A 22,116-nucleotide genomic window follows, 5' to 3' on the forward strand; every position below is an offset into this window, starting at 1 on the left:
ACCCGACATGTAAAGTATTTGTTAGTTTTATTATTTGCCGAAATTAACATTTTTTATCTCGCTTTGAAACAGCTCAACCCAATTTAGGCTCTGTTAAATAACATTCTAGCGTGTCAACCTTGCATTTATGTGGCTGAGGCGGGTTAAAACCCATTTGCCGTAATATACGCTGTGTGATTTTATTATCGATATGATGCTCAGCTCGAATACGATGTAATCCGACTTGTTTAAGCGCGTAATCACACAGCACATCGCCCACGTCGACGACCACACCTTTACCGTGTGCCTCACGACGTAAAATAATCCCTAAATCAGCTTGTTCGGGATAAGTGATGTCCGAAAACCCAACGATACCCATTGCTGTATCGCAGATTTTGCCTCTAATAGCCCAACTCATTATTTTTGGATGAGCCTCCTGAGTCGCAGCTAACGTCTTTTGAAAAGCGCTTTGGGCGCGTGTCACAGAAAATGGTGCCGCTATCTTACTCATTAAACGCTCAGAGGTGTAAAGCTCAACAAACAAGTCTTTATCCATCTCCGACAAAGGCACTAGCCAGACTTTACTGGTTTGTAGTGGGATCATTTTTGCACTTATACCTCATCGACTAGGGCGGCAAAGCGCACTATGCCGGCTTCACCTTCATCGCGGCGAAACACCACGTAATAGGGATTAAGTAATGGCAAGCCCAGAATACTTTGGGCGGGCCATTGTGGTAATTGCCCCATGAATTTAAAACAGGCTTTGCCATAAGCAGGAGTATTGATTTGCCAGTAACTTGTAGGCGGACAAAGCAGGGTTACACTCTGACCATTTTCACCTTCAAAATGAAATTCGATATCTGGCCAGTCGCTTAGTCGCAAAGCACTGGCATCGATTCCGCGCTGCTGCGCCTTATAGCCTTGTTCAAATGGCGCTAGCAGTTCTGCAGCGTTTGGCACTTGCGCTTTTAGCTGACTCATCAATGCGCTAAATGCCATTTGCGGCAGTGACACCATAGACGCACCGGTATCGATAATGGCATTGCTGGAGCCACGATTTAGGTGCGCCTCTGCGACTGTGGGCAAATGAATGCTATCACCGCCCGCAATATTGATACTGAGCAAATTCACGTTGTAATAGCGGTCGTGTACCACTTTGACATCGATAAAATCGCCATGATAACACTGAGTATGTTCTTCACCGCCGCCGAGTATCAACCAGCCTTGATTGAGCGGGTCATCATGTAAAGCATGGTGTTCGACTCGCTCACTGGCATAGTGAATGCTGGAGCGACGCGAGATAAACGCAAACCGATTGGCACAGCGCCCCGACTCTTCCATTAAGCTAAAGTAGGTCGGTACATCGCACTCTACTGCGGTATACAGCAAGGCCTTAAAATCGGTTAAGTCCTGATGGCAAAGCGGATGATGAGAACCAGGAAAGGGCCAAGGATAGGTCACTGGCGGCTCGACACTGTGAGCCGTTAAATATCGGCCCATATCATAACTTGGGTTAAGCCTATGATAAGCCAAGCCCAAAATGCCATCGGCGTTCAAAAATGTATGCTCGGCCTCACGGTATACTAAGGCCACAGGGGTATTGTCTAACTGCAGATATGGCGTCGCCACTTTGGTATAAATCACCGCGCCAAGCCAGCCACCCAAGCCGTAGCAGACTTCCTGGGCTAAGGTCGATGGTCGCAGATGTTGATCGAGTTCGGGCTGGTAGCGGTTGTGGTGCACCACTAAGGTGGAACTGCCAGTATCTATGATGAGATTAACTTTTGTGGCCTGACTGCCCAATTTAACACTGGCAGTGTAGCCCCCTTCTGCTAAGACGTTGGTTAACGCCAGTCGACTTTGATGTAAATGGCTAGACATAAAAATAAACATTAAGAGGGGAAAAGTTAGGAGCCTGTTATCACAGAATCACACTAGGGTGTCAAGAAAGGAAACAAAGAAGGAAACAAAGACACCCAATCTTAATGGCTCGGTAGTTAACCTCCGACTATGCTTTGGTTAAGCCTTAAACAAGGAGGTTTTTATGCCGCGCCCTCGCAGAACTCAAATTAGTCTTGAACTCTCTCTTTAAAATCAGTTTCTATTACCATTGCTGTAGCCGCATTATTCGACGTGCATTTTTATGCGGTGATGTCAAATCATCTGCATGTGGTCTTGCATATCGATATAGAGACCGCAAACAACTGGACTGACCGAGAAGTGCTTGAGCAGTAGCATAAGCTGTTTAAAGGCGATGAATTAACGCAAAAATTTGCCAAAGGAGAGTTAGTCGAACCCCACCAAGTGCTCAGGCTCAAGCGCGCCATTGCAATTTACCGCAGCCGATTATGTGATATTTCATGGTTCATGAGATGTTTGAATGAACCGATAGCAAGGCAAGCAAATCAAGAGGATAACTGCACAGGTCGATTCTGAGAGGGACGCTTAGAAAAGCGACGACGACACTTTGCGATAGGTTGTCAGCACTTCCAAATCAACTGATAGCAATCCTATAGTAACTATCACCTCTACTTTCCCCTGGCTCTACGGGATGACTTATCACGGTTAAAATCTGCCATTTTTTAGCTAGTTAGCTTGATTTAGTCTCCATCAGCAATCCAGCCATTTTTTATAACTCTCGTTAAAGCAACTTTAGTCAATGCAACATGAAGGCAAGCCGAAAGCACATTATGTTATTGTTTTAACTTGGGTGGCCGGATTTGCTCTGGATTTGCTTTGTAGGTATTAGCTGTGCGGTCTTATTTTTCATATATGATTACTTGATATTGAAGAAAAAATATATGAAATGGCGTTAATTTTTAAAATTCCCCCTTTGTGAATCCAAAGTCTCGCTCCTGTGGGGCGCATAAATATTTAGACGTTATAACGCAGCCCCCTTGCTCACAACGGTTAACCGGACTATAGTTTGTACGTTATTTTGTACCAAATGGAGTTCAATATGAGTCGTATTCGTTTCGATCAAGATATTCAGCCGTTATCTGAGTTTCGTGCAGGTGTAACCTCTTACATCAAACAAATCAATGAGACTCGTCGTCCGTTGGTCATCACGCAACGCGGTAAAGGTGTTGCCGTTGTTCTCGATGTTGCAGAGTATGAAGCAATGCTAGAGAAAATCGAGCTACTAGAAGAAATGCGCACAGCAGAATCTCAATTAGCTTCGGGTCTTGGTGTCGCAAATGAAGATGCGCGTGCTCAAGTATTAGCGCGCATTATTAAATGAAAGTAGTTTGGTCTCCCCTAGCACTTCAAAAGCTTGGTGATGCAGTAGAGTTCATTTCTTTGGATAATCCATCGGCTGCTGAAAAATGGGCAAATGAAGTTTTCGACAAAACGGAATTGCTCGGAAGTATGCCTGAAATGGGGCGCTTTGTTCCTGAAATGCCCCACACGAACTATCGTGAAATCATTTTTGGTCACGATCGTATTATTTATAGCTTAAGTCATGAAATTCGAGTGCTTACAGTGCGTAATTGCCGTCAAATGTTGACGGAAGACGATGTGTAAAACTGTGTAATATACCCGCAATCATTGAAGATGCTTGGCTTTTAAAACAGAGGTTCAAGCTTCAGGTCATGAAACTGACTCTATCCCACAACCCAAAACAAGCACTCGAAACCCTGCATGATCAACCTCTAAATACAAAAATAGCGATAAACCCTGTGAGTTTATCGCTATTTTATTATCTTGTTATGGCTGGATTCAAAGAGCGCTAAATCGCGCTTGAATGCTATTAATCCAAATTCACTATGCCACTACAGGCCACACCATTGCTGGTGCGGCAATAGATTACTTAACGATTTCCATCTCGGCTAATAGATTGTCGGCATGATCTAAATACTTCATTACCCACAACATATAGCGGCTATCCACTTGGATAGAACGGTTGATGTTATCGTCATATGCCCAGTCGCCGATAATGCTTTCATACACACCATCGAACAGCAGACCGACTAATTCAGCGCGGCCGTTTAGGGTGGGTGAACCTGAGTTGCCGCCGGTTGTGTCTAAGGTCGACAGGAAGTTAACCGGTACAGAATCGATGGCTTTCACATAGAAATCACCGTATTGCTTCTGCTTAATCAGCTCTAACTCTTTTTTCGGTGCATCGAATGGATCAACACCTGTGTCCTTTTGCACTATGCCTTCAAGGCGAGTGAATGGCACAGCCACTAAACCGTCTTTTGGCGAGTAGCCTTTCACATGACCGACCGTGACACGCAGGCTTGAGTTCGCATCGGCATACACTGGCTTACCTTGCTCAAGATTGTAAGCAATGATGGCATCCATGTACTGCGGACGCACTTTCATCAGCTCGCCATCCAGTTCTTTTTCTTTCTTTTCTTCAGCCATATCAGTGTCATACATAGCCACGGCGAATTGAATGAAAGGATCTTTAGAGGCTTTAAAATCGGCAACGGATTTATCCATCCACGCCAGACGCACGTCTTTTTTGCCTAACTCAGTTTTGGCGTACATTTTGTCTAAGGTTTTCGAAAGCTTAGCTTCGCTGAACTTTTTATCGATACCAAAGGCTTTATCCAATGCGGGTAGGCGTTTGTCCTCTGGCAGTGCGGCGTAGCGTTTCAGCATATCGAACAACACAGCTTTATCGACGCTTGGCGCATAACGACGGTCGATACGCTCCATGCTCGCTTTGAGGCGAGTCATATCACGCTCTTGGAAGCCAGGTTCACGCTGTATATCCGGCAGTTGTTTCTCGTTCGCTAAGCGATACAAGCTGCGCGCCGTTGGCAACATAGTCGTGCTACCTATGTAGCTTAAGATCATGTCACGCTCTTGATGCGCTTTACTTTTGGCAATTAACGCATCTAATTCCGCTAAGGTTTTGCCGTATTTCGCTTCACGGCTGCTGTCTTTAGCGATCCACGCTGCAAGCTCTGCTTCGCGGGCTTTACGGTCAGCCAACATGGTGGATTTGCCATAAAACTCAATCATCGAAGTGAAGTTTTTCGCATAGTTTGCAAGGCTAGCAATTTGACTCTCGTACTTAATACGTTCGTCACTGCCCTCTGGCGCGGTATCTTTAATGATCTCAATAAAGCGCTCGCGCAATAACTTACCTTCTGGATAAGCCCACTCGAACTGATTTTGTACTTCATTGGCGGTGCGATATCTGTTGGTGCGACCTGGGTAGCCAGCCACCATCACAAAATCGCCATCGCTCACGCCTTTAGCCGATACTTTTAAGAAGCTTTTTGGTTCGTATGGCACGTTATCGCTACTGAAATCGGCAGGTTTGCCCGCTTTAGACACATAGGCGCGGTAGAAAGAGAAATCGCCTGTGTGACGTGGCCACATCCAGTTATCGACGTCGCCGCCGTATTTACCCACGCTCGCGGCTGGGTTATAGACTAAGCGTACGTCACGAATTTCCAGTTGTTTAACCAGATAATATTCGAGGCCGCCGTGGAAGCTATACACTTGGCAACGGTAGCCTTCATCCTTTTCACACTCGGCGACGAGCGTTTTTTCTTGCTCCTCAACGCCTTGGTAAAACTCACGACCCGTTTTGTTTTCAAGCCCAGCATTGACACGCTCAGTCACATTGGTCACATCTTCGGTCACATATACGCGAGAACCGGGCGCCGCAGGTAACTCATCGGCAAAGGTCTTAGCTAAAAAGCCATCTTGCAGTAGGTTTTTTTCTGGGGTTGAGTTGTATTGAATCGCACCATAGGCACAGTGATGGTTAGTGACAACTAAGCCTTTTGGCGATACGAATGATGCAGTACAACCGCCAAGGCTTATCACGGCATTCATAGGAAATTCGGTGAGTTTAGAGATCGATTTCGCATCAATTTCTAAACCCTTGGCTTTTAGCTCATCGGCCATTGCAGGTAACTGATGTGGCTGCCACATGCCTTCGTCTGCCTGAGCGCCAAAGCTGGCTGCAACTACGGTGGCGAGTAACCATTTTTTCATTGTGTTAAGTCCATTTTATGTGAATAAAGCCATGTGCAAGCTGGGCCATGTTCTTGTTTTAATAGTGTCGTTTTAAGCTCAAATAACAGTGCTACAACCCAGCATCACTCGCTTTAAAACCTAAAAAGCAAAAAGTCAGGCCGGGGCCTGACTTTATCATATGGGGTACACTCTATAACAGGCTCAGAAAAATTCGCTTACAAAGCAAATACATTTCCCAGAGATTACCCTGCCTCGTTCGCTAAAATATCGCCATGCAATTACGCTTCACAAGGCCACTACTAGCTGGGCACCAATAATAACAACCCCTAAGACACCCGCGGTAATTAACGCAACCGAGCCGCCAGAGACTTGATATCCTTCCGCTTGCACTTGGCGTTGACGCAGCGCCATGGCAATCGGCAGAAATATAATCATCACCACCAAAGGCACAGCCGCGAATCCAAGCACAGCGACAAAGCCCTCCGGCAGATACAGGGCACATAGTAAGGGTGGTACAAAGGTGAGAGCCCAGGTCTGCATGCGACCAACAAGGGTATTTTTCGCACGAGTCAGTTCGGCAACAAAATCATATAGGCTTAAGGTCACCCCTAGAAATGAAGTCACTAGGGCTAAGTCTGCGAATAACGAGATACATTTACTGATCCAAGGCGTATGGGCAATGTCCTGCAACGCTGTCACCAGTGACGGTAAGGAACCGTTAAAACCACTGATCTCGGCCCCACCAACGGTACCTAAGGTCACCAACAACCAAAGCACATAACAAACGAGAGGAATCGTCGAACCGATTAACAACACCTTACGCAGTGAAACCGCATCGCCATCCAAATAACGCACTAAAGTGGCGATACACACGTGGAAACCAAAAGAAGTAAACACGACGGGGATCGCCGCCATCCAACTGCTGGTCAGAGACTCGGCAATCGTACCCGTTGCCATGCTGGCAATACTGACTTCGGGCAGTAAAAAGAGTACTACCACCACCAGCAGTAGGATCATTAACGAAAACAGGAAGCGGGACACTTTATCGACCCAAGCCACACCGAGCGCCGCAAATCCGCCGAGCACTAGGGTAAACAATAATACGGCGACTTGATTATCCAGCACGATATCGAACATGTTCTTCGCTTTAAGCACTAATAACGAAGAACCGCCAGTAAGATAAGCCGCAGTCAAGGCAAACAATAAACTCAGAAAAGAAGCCCCTTGAATTATTTGACCTTTTTTACCCAGAAGCTTACCCGTGATGGCATGCACATTATCACCTACCCCTGAGCGCAAATTAATTTCGAGCATCAATAGCGAGGTATAGGCAGAAACGCCCCAAATAACGACGAGTAACACTAACGCTGGAATAATCCCCAAAGCCGCAGTCGCTAAAGGTAAGGCTAACATACCTGCGCCAATGGCCGTCCCGGCAACGATGGCGATCGAGCCTAACATTTTTGAATTCACACAATAGTCCTGTTCAATGATTAATTATTATTTTATTTGAGTAAGATTTGAACCGATAAAGCCTTGCGTCTTAAATCGAAATAAGCAACACATCACTTAAAGCAGCTTCAAAAAGCATCCAATCGGATCTCATTCCCGCAGATCAATTGGCCCCAATAGCTTTTGAATATTTCAACCCAGTAGCCATTGAGGCTAACTAAATCGGTTGCATAAAAGTGGCATGACTTTCAATTGTGATAATCCCAATAACAACATAGGTAAAATAGATAGTTTGGGACATTAACAGAGCCAAACCCAGTGGGCAAGCCAGTTGTGAACAAAGATAAGTCGCGCACTGTACGGTAACAACTTAATAGCGCTGTGATAAACGAAAACATACAAGCCAACAAAATCGCTACCTTTGTCAGGAATACGTGGGATGCCGCATTGTGGGTGAATCGGGATAAAACGTGTATTTTGACCGTCGCGAGCGCGCTGAATATGGGCTTAAACATATTCGCTGTGTTTAAGCCCAATTACAGAATCGATTAACTCAACATGTTAATTTACAGCTCGGTCCACGCCATAGTCCAAGAAGCGCCAACACCTGGCTCAAATCCTGTGGCAGAAGCCGACCACTGCATGCAATAGCCGCTATAGGGGAATGGCTTACATTGATACACTTTGCCATTTTTAGGCTGTAACACTGTAGTGCCCGCAACGTAACCTTTGACTCCTTCAGGGAAGACAAAATCCGCTTCTGGCGCTGGTGCTTGATCCTTTAAGAAGAGATCAAAGTTCTGCTGAATAACATCACCTTGTTTAGGCTCAGCTTTAACCTGCAAGTGATAATGCCCTGCTTTAGGCGCAACCACATCTAACACTAAGCTCGCGCTGGTATTGTTAACGGTTTGGCTCACAAAACCCGCAGCCGTGCCATCGTGACTAAACAAATACGCAGACACTAACATTTCAGCATTGCTGGTGACGTCAAAACGAACCTGCGCCGCGCCGTCGATAATGTGATAATCGTCGGCAAGTGAAGTGACTTCTAAGCTGTTGCCCGGTGCGGGCGCCAGATCGAATCCCACTTCGACACGTTCAATACCTGAGGTCGTCGCAGTAAAAATGTCGTTTTTGCCATACACAGGCTCAATCACACCTGATGCATTTTTTTGTCCCGCTTTTAACTGAGACTGCTGGGCATTAATCGCGCTCGCTAATAGGAAAGGCCAATTTTGTTTATCACCTTGAGTCGCATCGCTAATGGTAATCACTGTTTGCTTAGCCGGTTGCTCACCATTGGCATCGAACACTCGGGTCATCACTTTATCGCCCGCCTTGAGATCGAGTGACGGATTAATATCGCCCACATCGAGCCATTCACCCGGTACGACGGGACCCGAGCCTAAATTCACATCGATAGCATTGTAGAAACTATTGGTGGTATCACCCACTTCCCACACGGCTAGAATCACTTGATAACCGCTGCGACCTTCTGGCACATAGCAGTCATGGGTCACTAACTTAGGTGGCTGCACCATGCCACCATCGACCACGCAAAATGGCGCTAAGTCAAAGCTCGCACGGCTCAAGGCTTGGTTTTGATCCCAATCTTGGCGGGTTAAATAATAACGCCAATTGCGGGTGACATGATTGGCAGTAAACTGCCAACTGAACTTATTCCAGCCCGCTTTGATATCCGTCTTTGACCAACGACTGGGACTCTGTTCATCTAAAGGCGAGAAAGCACCATTACCCGCACTCGCCAGTTTGCCATCCGCGGGACCCGATTCAGGAAAACCCGATGGTCCTTCAACGCTTTGCGGTTCCCATTGCACCGCGCCACAGTTGGCATTGTTGCCGGTTTTACAGGCATAGGAACGTGACTCTGGTGCCACAACATAACCGTGTGCCTGTGCAGAAATACTCACAAACGCATTGGCCGCCATCACCGCGGCGGCCAATAAACTCAATTTAGAAACAGGGGAAAAAACAGTAGGATTTGCCACTTTAATGCACTCCATTTGCACCCATCTTTGCCAGTATTGGCTTGGGCTTAGGTATAAAAGTGGTATTTGGGCAAACAACAGCATTAAACAGCAGTCGTTTATCTTTCACAGAAATCGAATTCTGCGGCAACTCCGCTATCTTAGTTCACTAAAAAATCCATTTACAACCTTAGACCGGAAGCTTTGCGTCCTAACTTTTCAATTAGTTTGCCAAATACGGTAGGTGTCATCGAATCACTACGAGTTAATAATATGTAATCAAGTAGAAATGACTTGGCTAAATTAGCAACAAAAGACAACGCTGTCAAAATAATAATCTATTTATATTCATACAATTACAGAATGACGCGCGGTATTATTCTGACACCTGTCAAACATCCATTCGTATCTACTGCAATAAACTCGTGCTTGAAACCGAAAGGCGCTTAGGTATAATGCCCACCTCGCTTCGGGGGAGTAGCTAACTGGATTTCGAGCCATCGTCATCTAGGGTGAACATCAACATACTTGGCCACACGCCATGGTGTTCACAGCAAATCATCGATTTGCCCAGCAAGACCTGAGCACAATGACTGCACCTAGGGGTGGACGGTTTATTGTGCTTATGTCTTAACCACCCCTAAAGGATCACACTTGGAAGCCCTACTTGCCTCAACCTTTACGGTTACTATTGCCGAAATTGGTGATAAAACTCAATTGCTTGCACTGATTCTTGCCGCAAGATTTAAAAACAAAACCGCCATAATTCTAGGTATTTTGCTGTCGACCTTATTTAACCATTTTGCCGCAGCTTGGATTGGCCAATGGGCGATTAACTGGGTCAGCCCAGATCTTGCCCGTTATTTAGTTGCGGCGTCCTTCTTTGCGATTGCCCTTTGGGTGTTAATCCCAGATAAAGTCGATGCCGAGGAGAGCCGTTTCTATAAAATGGGCCCCTTCCTCGCCACCTTTATCCTGTTCTTCATCGCCGAGATGGGGGATAAAACCCAAATCGCAACGGTAGTGTTAGCCGCAAAATACGATTCATTGACTATGGTGGTGGCAGGCACAACCTTAGGTATGCTGCTTGCCAACGTACCCGTAGTGATCGCAGGCCATTTCAGCGCCGAAAAATTGCCTATGCTCTGGATACACCGTGGCTGCGCCGTTTTGTTCGCCCTGTTAGGCGTTGTCACTCTGCTGTTCTAAATGCTTTAAAGCTTGAATTAACTTAACAAAAAGGCCAGTGATATCCATCACTGGCCTTTCTACTTACGACGGTTTTATTGAGATAAACAGTGTCGACTTAGAAGCTTAACCTCATAGAAACTGAACTTCTTAGAAACGCAACTTATAGCCCTAATGCTGTTTTGATCCGTTGACCATAATCGGCATCGGCTTGTTCGAAATGTACCAGCATACGCTGCTGCACATCTAAACTCGCTTGACTCAATGAACCTGAAATCGTTGCCACTAGGCGCGCTTTCTCATCTTCAGAGAAGATGCGATACAGATTACCCGCTTGAGTATAATCGTCTTGATTATAACGACTATAACGCGCCGCCTCGCCTTCTAAACGCAGTGGTGGCTCGGCAAAATTGACCGGTTCAACCAAGGCATCCGCAGTGCTGTTCGGACCATAGTTAGCAGAAGCGTCGCCACCGGTCTGGCTGCCATGGTAAGGGCATTGTGTGCCCGCCATAGCGCCCGCACGTTGATGGTGATTTGCCTTAGCGGCATGTGGGCAGTTCACCGGCAATTGGTTGTAGTTAGCACCAATGCGGTAACGCTGGGCATCTGCATAGGCAAATAAACGCGCTTGTAACATCTTGTCGGGTGAAGCGCCGACGCCTGGGACCAAATTGCTCGGTGCCAATGCCACTTGCTCAACTTCGGCAAAATAGTTTTGTGGCAGGCGATTCAGTTCTAACACGCCAATCTCAAGCAATGGATAGTCGCTATGCGGCCAAACCTTTGTTAAATCAAATGGATTGATATGATAAGTATTGGCATCCGCCTCAGGCATAATCTGCACGTTAACAGTCCAACGTGGGAAGTTACCATCGGTGATCGCCACCACCATATCGCGCTGGGATGAATCGGGATCGATCCCTTTTAATTTATCGGCCTGTTCGTTGGTTAAGTTGACCACACCTTGCTGGGATTTAAAGTGGAACTTCACCCAGAAACGCTCGCCCTTGGCATTCCACAGCGAGAAAGTGTGTGAACCATAACCGTGCATTTGACGGTAGTTGGCCGGAATACCGCGATCCGACATCAAAATGGTTACTTGATGCATGGCTTCAGGGTTCAATGACCAAAAGTCCCACATGGCCTGTGGATCTTTTAAGTTTGTCTTAGGATTACGCTTTTGCGTATGGATAAAGTCTGGGAACTTAATCCCATCACGCAAAAAGAAAGTCGGCGTGTTGTTACCCACGATATCGTGATTACCACGGGCAGTATAAAAACGTAAACCAAAGCCACGTGGATCGCGCTCAGCATCGGCTGAACCCATTTCACCACCGACGGTCGAGAAACGAATAAAGGTTTCAGTTTGCTTGCCAACGCCATTGAAATGGTCGGCTATGGTGTAATCGCTTAAATCTTTAGTCAGGGTAAATGTGCCGTAAACACCGGTACCTTTGGCATGCACGATACGCTCAGGAATACGCTCACGGTTGAAATGGGCTAACTTTTCAATTAAATGCCAATCTTGTAATAGCAGAGGCCCACGTTCACCCGCCGACAGTGAGTTTTGATCATCGGCCACTGGGGCGCCGTTTTGGCTCGTTAAGTACTGACTTGTTTGATGTTGTTGACTCATGCCCTGCTCCTTAGTCTTGATTGCTGGTTAACCAGGTTTCAATTAAATCGTAAATGGTGGCCATGGTTTATCTCCTTGGCTGGCGACGTGTTGTCGATGGAGCAAGAATAGAGAATCGCCAGTAAATAATAAAACGATTAAACTAGATTCATGCAATCTATAAATGAGATTAACAAAAATAGCAAAGTAGATAAACGATTGCACAGACTCACAGCCAATGGTCCGCTCACATCACTAAGATGCGGCTGAAAAACCAAATGGCTGCTCGCTGGGATGAAGCTGAGTGCTGTAAAGCTGAGTACTGTAAAGCAGAGTGCGGTACAAAAAAGCGGAGAAAGATGATGCGTTGCCATTAACTGGCGGGTGAGTCGGCTTCGCGGTAAAGCTTAACCAGATAATAAGTGTCTATCAGTACGATAAAAAAGTTAACTAAGGCTACAGGGTAAGCCCCAATTGCCACGCCGTAGGCCACAAATAAAGCCGCACCGATAAGATTCCACCAGCGCAGTTTTTTGATGTTTGACATCATCAGTGATATTGCAACGACCACAGACGCTAAATAACCAACCCATTCCCAAATTGTCGCGTTATCCATATCCAATCCTTATTCATAAATTATTTAAATCAAAACGATTGATGCGCCATTCACACCGCAGGAAATAGGCTGGGCTATTGCACTTAGCGTTTAACGACAGCCGCCGTCATCCGTGAAATACAGGTCAGTTCACCGGCGCTGTTATGGATTAACACTTCCCATACAGAGCTACGTTTTCCGAGATGGATTGGCTTAGCCGTTGCGGTTAACACCCCATTGCGGGAAGCCCGTAAATGATTGGCGTTAATCTCTTGCCCGACACAATAATACTGCTCAAAATCCACCGCAAAGTTTGCCGCATAGCTGGCAACGGTTTCAGCAAGCGCGACATTCGCGCCGCCATGGACTATGCCCAGAGGATTATGCACCGCTGGACTGGCTGGCATAGTCGCCTTCATATAATCGTCGCCAATCTCACAGATCTCTATCCCTAAGGTCTGCATTAATGTGCCTTTGCCGCCCATTCCGGCATCTAAACGCGCGCAATCTTCTAAGGTCACAGGTCTAAACCAAATACTCATTTCAACATCCTAGTTAATAAAACCTACGAGCAGTTTACTGAGAACTGGATGAAGTTCAACAAATTAACAAAAGCTAAATAAGACCCAAATCCGTTTAGGTTAACCACTGCTTGGTGATGCTAAAATGGCTAAACCAGACGAGAAAAATCCCCCAAAGGATCACGACACTCGGCATAATAAGACTGTCATTTCCTAGGATAATGGCGGCTTGTTGGATACCGAATACATAGCCCATTTGCACTAACACTGCGATCAGCGACGCCAATAACACTTTATAAGATATGGCTTTTCTCAATATTAACAACAAACAACCTAGCACCCCAGAAACCACTGCAAAGCCAAAGATGAGATCGACCCACCTTGGCGTAGACTCATAGAGTTTGATTTGATCTGGACTCATCTGTGTCATCGCTTCCGGCGTAATTGTCATTTGGATAACAAATGCCAAGAATCCCATGATATTCCACAGTAAACTAAAAGTTGCGACAAAATAAAACCACATGGGTGCTTTCACACCCTCCATGGGATAAGAAGCCGTAGCGACCATATATTCCTCCCGTTAAGCATCACAAAGCATAAAAAAGGGATGGTTAACCATCCCTTTGCTCTCAGTTTAGTTCACAAACTTTCTTTGTGATGATCAAACTGATGAATTAACGGCGACGACGTTGTAAGCCAAATAAAGACATCAGTGCTAAACCTAAATAACCCAAGGAACCACCATCGTCCTTAGGTTTAGGTTCAGGTTTTGGTGGCTCAACTGGTGCTGGGTAGCTTAAGGCGACAATCACAGGATCGTGATCTGAGGCAGAGAACGCATTTTCAGATTTAGCCAGATCACCAGAGAATTTCTTACCATATTCAAACAGGTTCGATTCCACCGAGTTGATATGCCAATCTTCAATATCCACTAATCGCTTGGCTAGGCTAGCATTGGCTAAAGCATGGTCTAAATTACCTAACTCACCGTTATAGCTATAGGAGAAAGTGCCTGCACCGTGGGCCTTAGTGTTCAAGTTGATCAGGCCATAGCCCTTCTCAATCTTGCTACCTTGGCGTTCAAACACTTTGCCATCAAGCGTCGTCCAAGAAGCAGTCATGATATCGCGATCTGACTTGCTCGCATCGAAATCCGTCAATACACGGATAGGATCTTCCATACCATAGGCATTCATATCACCTATGACCAATAAATCACCCTTCACGTCTTTTAATGTTTCACCCAAGACTTTGGCTGCTGATACACGGAAAGCATTACACTTGCCCTGTTGATCGGCAGGATCGACCGACTCTTCGAAGTTAGCCCAATCTTCTAAACAGCCTGAGCCCTTAGATTTCAGATGGTTAACTACTACCGTCAGGGATTCATCGTGGATCTTAAAGGTTTGCGCGAGACTGTGACGTTGGTAAGCATCGTTACCTGGGTTAGTTTCAGTCTTGTCATCTTTAGTCCGAGTCACACTGCCAGCACTCGCATGTTGCTCTGGTGTATCGATAGCTTGCGCAGCACCTGCTAAGGTCACTTTGCCGCCACGGTATAGCATGCCGACAGTGATAGCATCGGAACCAAAGTATTTGCCGTCATACTTGTCAGCATCGGCGATCTCAACAAAGCTATAGGCATTTTCAGGCGTTTGCTTCTCGTTCAGTGCATCGACTAAGTTTTTAATCGCACTCTTCTCACCAAAACCGTTGTTGGCAATTTCCATTAAGCCGACGATATCGGCGTTCATAGCAGTAATGGCACTGACAATTTTGGTGCGTTGTAACAGCATTTCTTCTTCGGTCAGTGCACCACGGTTACTGCCTGAAGGGTTAGTATCGCCGCCAACGACATCGTTGAAGAAGTTCAGCACGTTAAAGCTCGCCACGCGCAGATCGCCCTTAGTCGCTACGCTTGGGGCTTCGGTTCTATCATCACCACGAATAAAATCACCGGCAGTAATCGAGTTAGTCGCCACTAAACGATAAGCGCCGTAACTATAACCAATCACACCTTGCAGGTTAGTCAGTTGATCGCCAACACGGATATAACCGGTTTCGACGTTAAAGTCAGGGAAGTATGGAATAACACCATCGGCTGGCTTGTAATCGGATTCGATAAAGAGTTGGTTAGCTTGGTTAAATTTGACTAATGCCGTCGCTTCGGCAGAAAGCGCGGGATACAGCTGTGTCGACTTCATTAGCGGTTCTTTGTAAGACACCAGCATGTTATTACGACGGCCAGCGTAGTCATAGCTGAAGGTACGGCTGATCTTAAGATCGCTGCCCGCATCTAAAGCCACATTCATGCCTTCATAGCGCTCTAGCGCTTGGGCTAAGGTTTCACCATCGGCGACATAGAAAGGCGCGGCAACTGGGACTTCTCCCTTAGTACCGACTTCAAATTTCTTGTCGGTTTTAATATCGATTTGGGTTAGGCCGAAGTATTCCTTCACCTTGCCTTGTACGCAGACTTCAACCCCAGGTTGAATCGCTTCTGGCGCAGCTTCACCTAAGAACACAAACACACCATCAGAGGTATAGGGTGAGCTATCCCCTTTAACTTCTTGTAGATAGAAACCTTTAAATAGACTTTCACCACGGGCAGTGACCACACCGCGAACCGTCACTTCGCTTTCAGATTCAAATGCACCAGCAGGAACAAAAGGACTCGACTCACCCGCGCCTTGTACTTGATAAATCGGCACTATTTTCGCGCCGCTGCAGCTAAAAACAGGGACTTCAGGCTCAGCAGGTGTGTCTAACGAACCTAAACCAGAAAAAGTATCTTTAGGCAGTTGTTCCCACTGGGCAGAATTGAAGACAGTGTTAGCCACTAATGAGTCGAGTTTACGCTTGAGGGTAACATCGAGCCCCCAACCCGCTGGAGTAGGCACATCACCAATAATATCGACAACGGCACCATCTTTAACTAAAGCAACCGCATCACCACCGTTAAAACTTAAAGTGCCAGAAAAACTATCGACACCTTGAGCCGGCGTAATAGCACCACTTGAATTTAAAATAACCTTAGTGGATTTAGGTGCAATAGTTTGGCCATCTAAGACCTGCATATCTAATGCATCGGTTGCACCATCTTTATAACGAACCAGTTTATAACCAGCGAGATCAATTACCGTATCGCCGCCGTTATAAATTTCAATCGCTTTATTATTTGAGCTACCTTCAACATATTCAGTAATCATCACATCAGCGCTTGCCATCATAGGTAAAGCCGCTGCAACCGCTAAAGAAATAGCCGTTAACTTATTAACATTATCCATATCATCAACCCCATTATTATAATATTGCCGCTAACTTCTATTAACGTGCGGGCGGATTATTTCAGAGTTGCAAGCGTAAAAAAAGAGGGCAAGATCTCACATTGACCATGTAACACATTGATGAGTATATAATTATATACACTTAATTGTTTAGCATGCAGAACAAGCATATAGAACGAAAGTATTAACCAAATAAAAACAACCAGTAAGACTAATACATGCGAACAGGATTACTCCCCATTAATGGCCAAATAATCAACAATATTTAAATATGATATTTTGATGATATTATTCAGAACGAAGTACCAAATAAAATATAAAAAACAACCTCTATCAAGCTCAATTAATTTATTTAAAACTTAACTATGCATTCATTATTTTGAAACAAACAACTCATTCAGCAATGATAGAATCTAAGATTTAAACATATACGCATTATCCAATCCTTGCTAAGGCTGCCTTTGCAATACAGATTAAAACAACAAGTCTTTTCCGAGGCAAAAAAAATACCGCTCAACTAGGAGCGGTATTTCAATTGCTGCATCTTATTATATGCGGCAGTTAATCACTTACTTTTGAGCAGGCTCAGCGGCTGGCGCTGCAGACGCTTTCTCAACTGACTTCAACTCAACTTCGAAAATCAATGTCGAGTTAGGTGGAATAGTGCCTGTATCACGGTCACCGTAGGCTAAGTTTGCAGGAATAACAAACTTGTACTTAGCGCCCACTGGCATTAATTGCACGCCTTCGGTCCAGCCTGGAATAACGCGATTCAGTGGGAACTTAGCCGTTTGACCACGTTTGTATGAACTGTCGAACTCAGTACCGTCGATTAAAGTCCCGACGTAATCCACCTCTACCGTGTCTTCTGCGGCAGGTTTTTCACCAGAACCTGGGGTTAACACTTCATATTGCAGGCCCGATTCAGTGGTCACTACGCCTGGTTTAGCCTTGTTGTCTTCGAGGAACTTTTTACCGTCCTCGATATTTTTCGCGGCAATGGCCTTAGCTTGTTCTTGACGTTTGTCGTTTAACTTCTTGTCTAAACTTTGAAGAATGGTTTGCATTTCTTCTTCAGTTAATTTCAGTTGATCATTCAAACCGTTAGTAAAGCCTGTAACGATCAGAGTGCGGTCAACTGGCAGGCCTAATTCTTCTTGCTCTTTGATATGGCCAGACATATAACGACCGATTGAAGCGCCTACACTATATGCTTCTTTTTGAGCTTCTGTCGTTAATTCAACATTTGTGCTTGTGTTTGTTGCTTTTTCTTCTTGATTACAAGCAGATAGGCCAATAACAGCCAATGCAACTAACGATAATTTATAAATCGATTTCATTAAAGCTTCCTCAGCATCCTCAAGCGGTTACAATAACCTAAGCGCGACAACTTTATACTAGTTATCTCAGTTATACCAACTAGATTCTTTATGGGTTAACAGTGATTAATCTCACTCTCTCGAGACTAGAGACACCAACTTTAGGAGCAAGTTCATGAAGAAAAATCTACTGCTGGTAATTTGTACCATTTTTCTGACGGCTTGCCAGCCCAAAGCCGATGATATTAACGTCCTCACCACAGGGCCTAGTTATAGCGCCAGCCTCTCGAGTAATGCCCAATTCGCCTTAGTTGCGACTCAAAGTGAGGGCGTCCAGTATTGGGATTTAAGCACCCACACACTTAAATACCAATGGATACATGGCGATATCAATACTGGTGTCACCAGCACAGCCATTTCCCCCAACGGGCTCTTTGCCGCTTCATTAAGCCGGGATTCAGTTGCGCTATGGACAATAACCGACGGTAAATCCCTAGGTTGGTGGTCATTACCCTCATCGGGTGAGAGCGTCGCGGTTGCCGATACTGGCGCCCTCTTAATCGGGCTTAATGATGGTACTGTCATGTCGTTAAATGCGGCCAAAACAGCGTTAATCAAATTTCTAGGCCATAAAGAGCGGGTGAATAGCGTCGCCCTTTCAGCCGATGGTCGTATCGCCTTGACAGGATCGAACGATATGCAGGCCATTCTCTGGCAGGCACAAACCGGACAACCCCTGCACACTTGGACCTTAAGTAGTCGCATCACTAAGGTTGCACTCAATGATAGCGGTAGCCTAAGTTTTACCAATGGTAGCACGAATGAAGCAAAAATCTGGGACAACACTAGCGGTAAGTTGCTAAATCAATTAGAGATTAAACGTCGCCAAATGAACTTCTCTGCGGTACGCTTTATTAAGCAAGACAGCCAACTATTAACCGGCACCCCCGCCAGAGAGGTAATACTCTGGCAACGAGATACCGGGAAACAAATCGGTAAATGGCAGGTAGCACTCACTAAAAACAGCCAAAACCGAGGAGCCGTTGTATACTCTGTGGCAATTCGAGATACCAATAAAGTCGTTAGTATCAGTAGCCAAGGCTTAGTGGAGACTTGGCAGCAATAGAGGTTAGTCATGCAAGGCGTACAAGCACAGATTGAAGAGCTACAAATGAAACTAGCTTTTCAGGAACTCACGGTCGAAGAGCTAAACCAAGAAGTGATAAAACTGAATCGGCTCATGGCTCATCAGCAGCACCAGATCCAATTATTAGTCGGAAAGTTACAGGCAATAGAGCCCAGTAATATGGCAACCCAAGCAGAAGAAACACCGCCACCACATTACTAATACTGACGCTTTAAAATAAGAGTTTGATTGAAGACGGTACCGCAAAATATCCAGGGAATGCGATGTTTAAACATTTGATGCCAAAACAAACCCCGCCTTTACTACCCATAGCGTTAGTGGGTGAAGCTATCTTAGGGCAGACTGCAATTGCTGTGCATCATTTCGATGCCGAGCTTGCGCACCTTGCAGAGCAAATGTCTGTCAGCATGGAGGCCGCCAAAGGTGTTGGCATCGCGGCTCCCCAAGTGTATAGCCCTTTAGCCTTATTTATTATGGCCTCGCGCCCTAACGAGCGTTATCCTGATGCCCCATTTATGGCTCCCCTTGTGGTCGTCAATCCACAAATATTAAGCGTATCGGCTAACCTTAGCGCAGGTGAAGAAGGTTGCCTGTCAGTGCCAGGGCAAAGATTTAATATTCTTCGACATCAGACTATCGAAGTGCGTTATCAGAATTTACAGGGTGAATGGCAGCAAACTGAATTATCAGGATTTATTGCACGGATCTTCCAACATGAATTCGATCATTTACAGGGCATTACCCTATTAGAGCGTTCACAAATGCCGGAGCAAAAACAGCGTATCCATCAAGAAGGTGATCCTCAAGCATGAAAACGACCTTCAGCAATTCTTTGATAAGATCGGCCATTAGCAGCACCTTAATTATCGGCTTCGCATTAGGCGCCAGCGGCTGTGCCTATAACAGTGTTTTTATCAATTATCCCTCGCAAATTGCCCCAATTAAACAAGGGCTAAACACTGCAACCCCCTTGGCTGATATCGACAAACTTGCCAGCAATATCAATGGCAACGATGGCCTACTCTATGCCCAAGAAGCGGGGAGAGTTGCCCAAATAGCCGGCGACTTTGCCAGCAGCAAGCAATACTATCAGCAGGCCGTAGCCGCCTATATTGCCTTTGACGATAAAGCCAAAATTAGCGCAAGTGATGTGGGCGCCACCGCCAGTAGTTTAGTGCTAAACGATAATGCGATTCCCTACCGTGGGCCTGGGTATGAGCGCATTATGTTACATCAATATCAAGCACTTAATTACTTATTCAGTGGAGATTATCAAGGGGCGCTCGTCGAAGTGCGCCGCAGTAACGAGTTGCAAGGCAGCGAACAGGAACGCTATCAAAAGTCGCAAAAATCAGTACAAGCCATGGCAAATGGCACTGTCGATGCTGAGGTCAATAAACTCGGGCAGGCCGCCGGCACTGTGACCAGCTCTTTCTTAAATGCCTACAGCTATTACACTACGGGCGTACTGCATGAAGTGCTCGGCGAGCCAAACGATGCCTTTATTGATTACCGCAAAGCGGCGCAAATTACCCCTGATAACACCTATTTACAACAGGATTTAGTCCGCCTTGCGAAACAGCTAGGCATGCCTCAATACGATGAATTTAAGCGGCGCTGGGGCGATGCCAAACTGCCCAAATCCGGTGAAGGCCAAGTGATCTTGATGGTCGAGCGTGGTTTTGTCCCCGAGAAGCAAGCGCTGACAGTGCCCTTTACCATACACGGTAACTGGCAAACCGTGTCTTTGGCGACCTATGGCCCAAATAATGCTTTTGTGCAGCCAGCCCAAGTTCAAGGTTTAGGTACAGAGCTCAAAACCGAACCTATTGCCAATATCGATGCCTTAGCCATCACGGCATTAAAAGAAGACTTGCCCGGTACTTTAGTGCGCCAAGTCGCTAGGGTATATGCCAAATCAGAAATGGCCTATCAGGTCGAAAAAAGCGGTAAGCCCGGCAACAATGCCGCCGATATAGGCAGTATTGCCATGCAGATTTTTAACGTAGTCACTGAGCAGGCGGATCGCCGCAGTTGGCTAACGCTTCCTAAACAGGCGCAGATCGGCAGACGTTATCTCAATCCGGGGGAATATACCCTACAGTTAGATAAAGCTCCGCCAGCCAAAATTGACGTTGCAGCAGGCAAAACCACCTTAGTCTGGGCAATTGATACTGGTAATTACACTCGAATTTATTCAATAATCATCTAGCGGTGAATGTTTGGATAAAACGAGTGTCATTAAGTTTATACAATCACAAAATGGAACTGACTATGAAACAATTTAAACTAATTTTTGTGCTGGCTGCCGTACTGGGTCTGGCTGCATGTCAATCTAAAGTCGAGTATGGTGATGCCACCGAAGTTGAAACCGTCAACGAAAACTTTGGCTCAACGGATCTGCAGGCCATCGCCGCTAAGATGGTGGATAGCATGATGACGTTCCCCCCAATCGTCGCAATGACTGCAAATAATCGTCCAATTTTATTTGTCGATAGCATTAAAAACAAAACCTCAGAGCATATTGATACAGAGTCAGTGACAGACTCTATCAGCAATAAGCTGTTACGTTCTGGCAAGTTCCGTTTTATCGATATGACCAAGGTTGATTCGGTGCGTAAGCAGCTGGATTATCAAAATAATACTGGCATGATTGATCCATCAACCGCCATCAAGTTTGGTCGTCAAATTGGCGCCCAATATATGCTCTATGGCAACCTGTCTAGCATAGTAAAACAAGACGGTAGCACTAAAGACGTTTACTACAAGATGACCATGCGTCTAATGGATTTAGAAACCGGTTTGATTGAGTGGTCAGATGAAAAAGAAATCCGTAAGACTAAGTCTAAGTCTTTCTTAGGTATGTAATTACGGCACTGGGCACCAGTACGCCCCATCGCCCCGTAGAAGCCAGCATCATTGCTGGCTTTTTTTTACATTTTTAACATTGGTTATCCCAGGTAAATAAGGTAGTGTACTGCCCCAAAATACACTGCAATGATGCCACAATTGGGCGCAGTTCTAACCTTGGGGTGAGGCCAGCACGGTCAGCCAACGGCTAGATGAATGCCAA

Annotated in this window: 19 protein-coding genes, 1 pseudogene and 1 riboswitch; of the genes and pseudogenes, 9 read left to right on the forward strand and 11 right to left on the reverse strand. The window is 45.7% G+C overall.

Features of this window, described 5'->3' with window-relative positions; translation table 11 throughout:
- Nucleotides 1-73: 73 nt before the first annotated feature.
- A complete protein-coding gene (locus COW15_RS04800) occupies nucleotides 74-583 on the reverse strand; it encodes a GNAT family N-acetyltransferase (RefSeq protein ID WP_293630527.1) in 510 nt (169 codons plus the stop codon).
- Between the two features lie 8 nt (nucleotides 584-591).
- A complete protein-coding gene (locus tag COW15_RS04805) occupies nucleotides 592-1,860 on the reverse strand; it encodes a pepsin-like aspartic protease (protein WP_293630528.1) in 1,269 nt (422 codons plus the stop codon).
- Nucleotides 1,861-2,023: 163 nt separating this feature from the next.
- On the opposite strand from COW15_RS04805, the pseudogene COW15_RS04810 reads away from it, so the two are divergent.
- The 3 genes and pseudogenes from COW15_RS04810 to COW15_RS04820 all read left to right on the forward strand — a co-directional run.
- A pseudogene (locus tag COW15_RS04810) lies at nucleotides 2,024-2,412 on the forward strand (transposase); the annotation flags it as partial.
- Between the two features lie 526 nt (nucleotides 2,413-2,938).
- The gene (locus COW15_RS04815; protein WP_293630529.1) at nucleotides 2,939-3,220 is read left to right on the forward strand and encodes a type II toxin-antitoxin system Phd/YefM family antitoxin; all 282 of its coding nucleotides are present in this window, start codon (nucleotides 2,939-2,941) and stop codon (nucleotides 3,218-3,220) included.
- Nucleotides 3,217-3,504 carry a type II toxin-antitoxin system RelE/ParE family toxin gene (locus COW15_RS04820; protein ID WP_293630530.1) on the forward strand — a complete coding sequence of 96 codons (288 nt, stop codon included), beginning with the start codon at nucleotides 3,217-3,219 and terminating at the stop codon, nucleotides 3,502-3,504. The genes COW15_RS04815 and COW15_RS04820 overlap by 4 nt, the downstream gene beginning before the upstream one ends.
- A 282-nt stretch (nucleotides 3,505-3,786) precedes the next feature.
- Here COW15_RS04820 and COW15_RS04825 read toward each other — a convergent pair whose 3' ends face one another.
- The 3 genes from COW15_RS04825 to gbpA form a co-directional block, all read right to left on the reverse strand.
- Nucleotides 3,787-5,943, reverse strand: coding sequence for a S46 family peptidase (locus tag COW15_RS04825; protein WP_293630531.1), 2,157 nt, complete (start codon nucleotides 5,941-5,943; stop codon nucleotides 3,787-3,789).
- 267 nt (nucleotides 5,944-6,210) lie between these two features.
- Entirely contained in the window at nucleotides 6,211-7,386 is a 1,176-nt protein-coding gene (locus tag COW15_RS04830) for an aromatic amino acid transport family protein (protein WP_293630881.1), read from the reverse strand.
- A 557-nt stretch (nucleotides 7,387-7,943) separates the two neighbouring features.
- Nucleotides 7,944-9,389, reverse strand: coding sequence for an N-acetylglucosamine-binding protein GbpA (gbpA, locus tag COW15_RS04835; RefSeq protein WP_293630533.1), 1,446 nt, complete (start codon nucleotides 9,387-9,389; stop codon nucleotides 7,944-7,946).
- Between the two features lie 122 nt (nucleotides 9,390-9,511).
- A riboswitch (cyclic di-GMP riboswitch) is annotated at nucleotides 9,512-9,611 on the reverse strand.
- 411 nt (nucleotides 9,612-10,022) lie between these two features.
- Here gbpA and COW15_RS04840 point away from each other — a divergent pair.
- Entirely contained in the window at nucleotides 10,023-10,577 is a 555-nt protein-coding gene (locus tag COW15_RS04840) for a TMEM165/GDT1 family protein (protein WP_293630534.1), read from the forward strand.
- Nucleotides 10,578-10,719: 142 nt separating this feature from the next.
- Here COW15_RS04840 and katB read toward each other — a convergent pair whose 3' ends face one another.
- From katB to fkpA, 6 genes are all read right to left on the reverse strand, one after another.
- Nucleotides 10,720-12,195 (reverse strand): catalase KatB, encoded by a 1,476-nt coding sequence (gene katB / locus COW15_RS04845; protein ID WP_293630535.1) that lies wholly within the window; start codon nucleotides 12,193-12,195, stop codon nucleotides 10,720-10,722.
- A 352-nt stretch (nucleotides 12,196-12,547) separates the two neighbouring features.
- Nucleotides 12,548-12,790 carry a YgjV family protein gene (locus COW15_RS04850; RefSeq protein WP_006080419.1) on the reverse strand — a complete coding sequence of 81 codons (243 nt, stop codon included), beginning with the start codon at nucleotides 12,788-12,790 and terminating at the stop codon, nucleotides 12,548-12,550.
- A gap of 83 nt (nucleotides 12,791-12,873) precedes the next feature.
- The gene (locus COW15_RS04855) at nucleotides 12,874-13,311 is read right to left on the reverse strand and encodes a PaaI family thioesterase (protein WP_293630543.1); all 438 of its coding nucleotides are present in this window, start codon (nucleotides 13,309-13,311) and stop codon (nucleotides 12,874-12,876) included.
- Between the two features lie 94 nt (nucleotides 13,312-13,405).
- Nucleotides 13,406-13,858, reverse strand: coding sequence for a hypothetical protein (locus tag COW15_RS04860; RefSeq protein ID WP_293630545.1), 453 nt, complete (start codon nucleotides 13,856-13,858; stop codon nucleotides 13,406-13,408).
- Nucleotides 13,859-13,964: 106 nt separating this feature from the next.
- Entirely contained in the window at nucleotides 13,965-16,577 is a 2,613-nt protein-coding gene (gene exeM, locus COW15_RS04865) for an extracellular exonuclease ExeM (protein ID WP_293630547.1), read from the reverse strand.
- Between the two features lie 569 nt (nucleotides 16,578-17,146).
- Nucleotides 17,147-17,917 (reverse strand): FKBP-type peptidyl-prolyl cis-trans isomerase, encoded by a 771-nt coding sequence (fkpA, locus tag COW15_RS04870; RefSeq protein WP_293630549.1) that lies wholly within the window; start codon nucleotides 17,915-17,917, stop codon nucleotides 17,147-17,149.
- Nucleotides 17,918-18,071: 154 nt separating this feature from the next.
- Here fkpA and COW15_RS04875 point away from each other — a divergent pair, with 154 nt between their 5' ends.
- From COW15_RS04875 to lpoB, 5 genes are all read left to right on the forward strand, one after another.
- Entirely contained in the window at nucleotides 18,072-19,022 is a 951-nt protein-coding gene (locus COW15_RS04875) for a hypothetical protein (protein WP_293630551.1), read from the forward strand.
- Nucleotides 19,023-19,031: 9 nt separating this feature from the next.
- The gene (locus tag COW15_RS04880; protein ID WP_293630552.1) at nucleotides 19,032-19,244 is read left to right on the forward strand and encodes a SlyX family protein; all 213 of its coding nucleotides are present in this window, start codon (nucleotides 19,032-19,034) and stop codon (nucleotides 19,242-19,244) included.
- 62 nt (nucleotides 19,245-19,306) lie between these two features.
- A complete protein-coding gene (gene def, locus COW15_RS04885; protein ID WP_293630553.1) occupies nucleotides 19,307-19,855 on the forward strand; it encodes a peptide deformylase in 549 nt (182 codons plus the stop codon).
- Nucleotides 19,852-21,255, forward strand: coding sequence for a hypothetical protein (locus tag COW15_RS04890; RefSeq protein WP_293630554.1), 1,404 nt, complete (start codon nucleotides 19,852-19,854; stop codon nucleotides 21,253-21,255). Before def ends, COW15_RS04890 begins: the two co-directional genes overlap by 4 nt.
- A 62-nt stretch (nucleotides 21,256-21,317) precedes the next feature.
- A complete protein-coding gene (lpoB, locus tag COW15_RS04895; RefSeq protein ID WP_198780871.1) occupies nucleotides 21,318-21,911 on the forward strand; it encodes a penicillin-binding protein activator LpoB in 594 nt (197 codons plus the stop codon).
- The last annotated feature ends 205 nt before the right edge of the window (nucleotides 21,912-22,116 follow it).

It is taken from the genome of Shewanella sp. CG12_big_fil_rev_8_21_14_0_65_47_15, assembly GCF_002783505.1.
Lineage (GTDB): Bacteria > Pseudomonadota > Gammaproteobacteria > Enterobacterales > Shewanellaceae > Shewanella.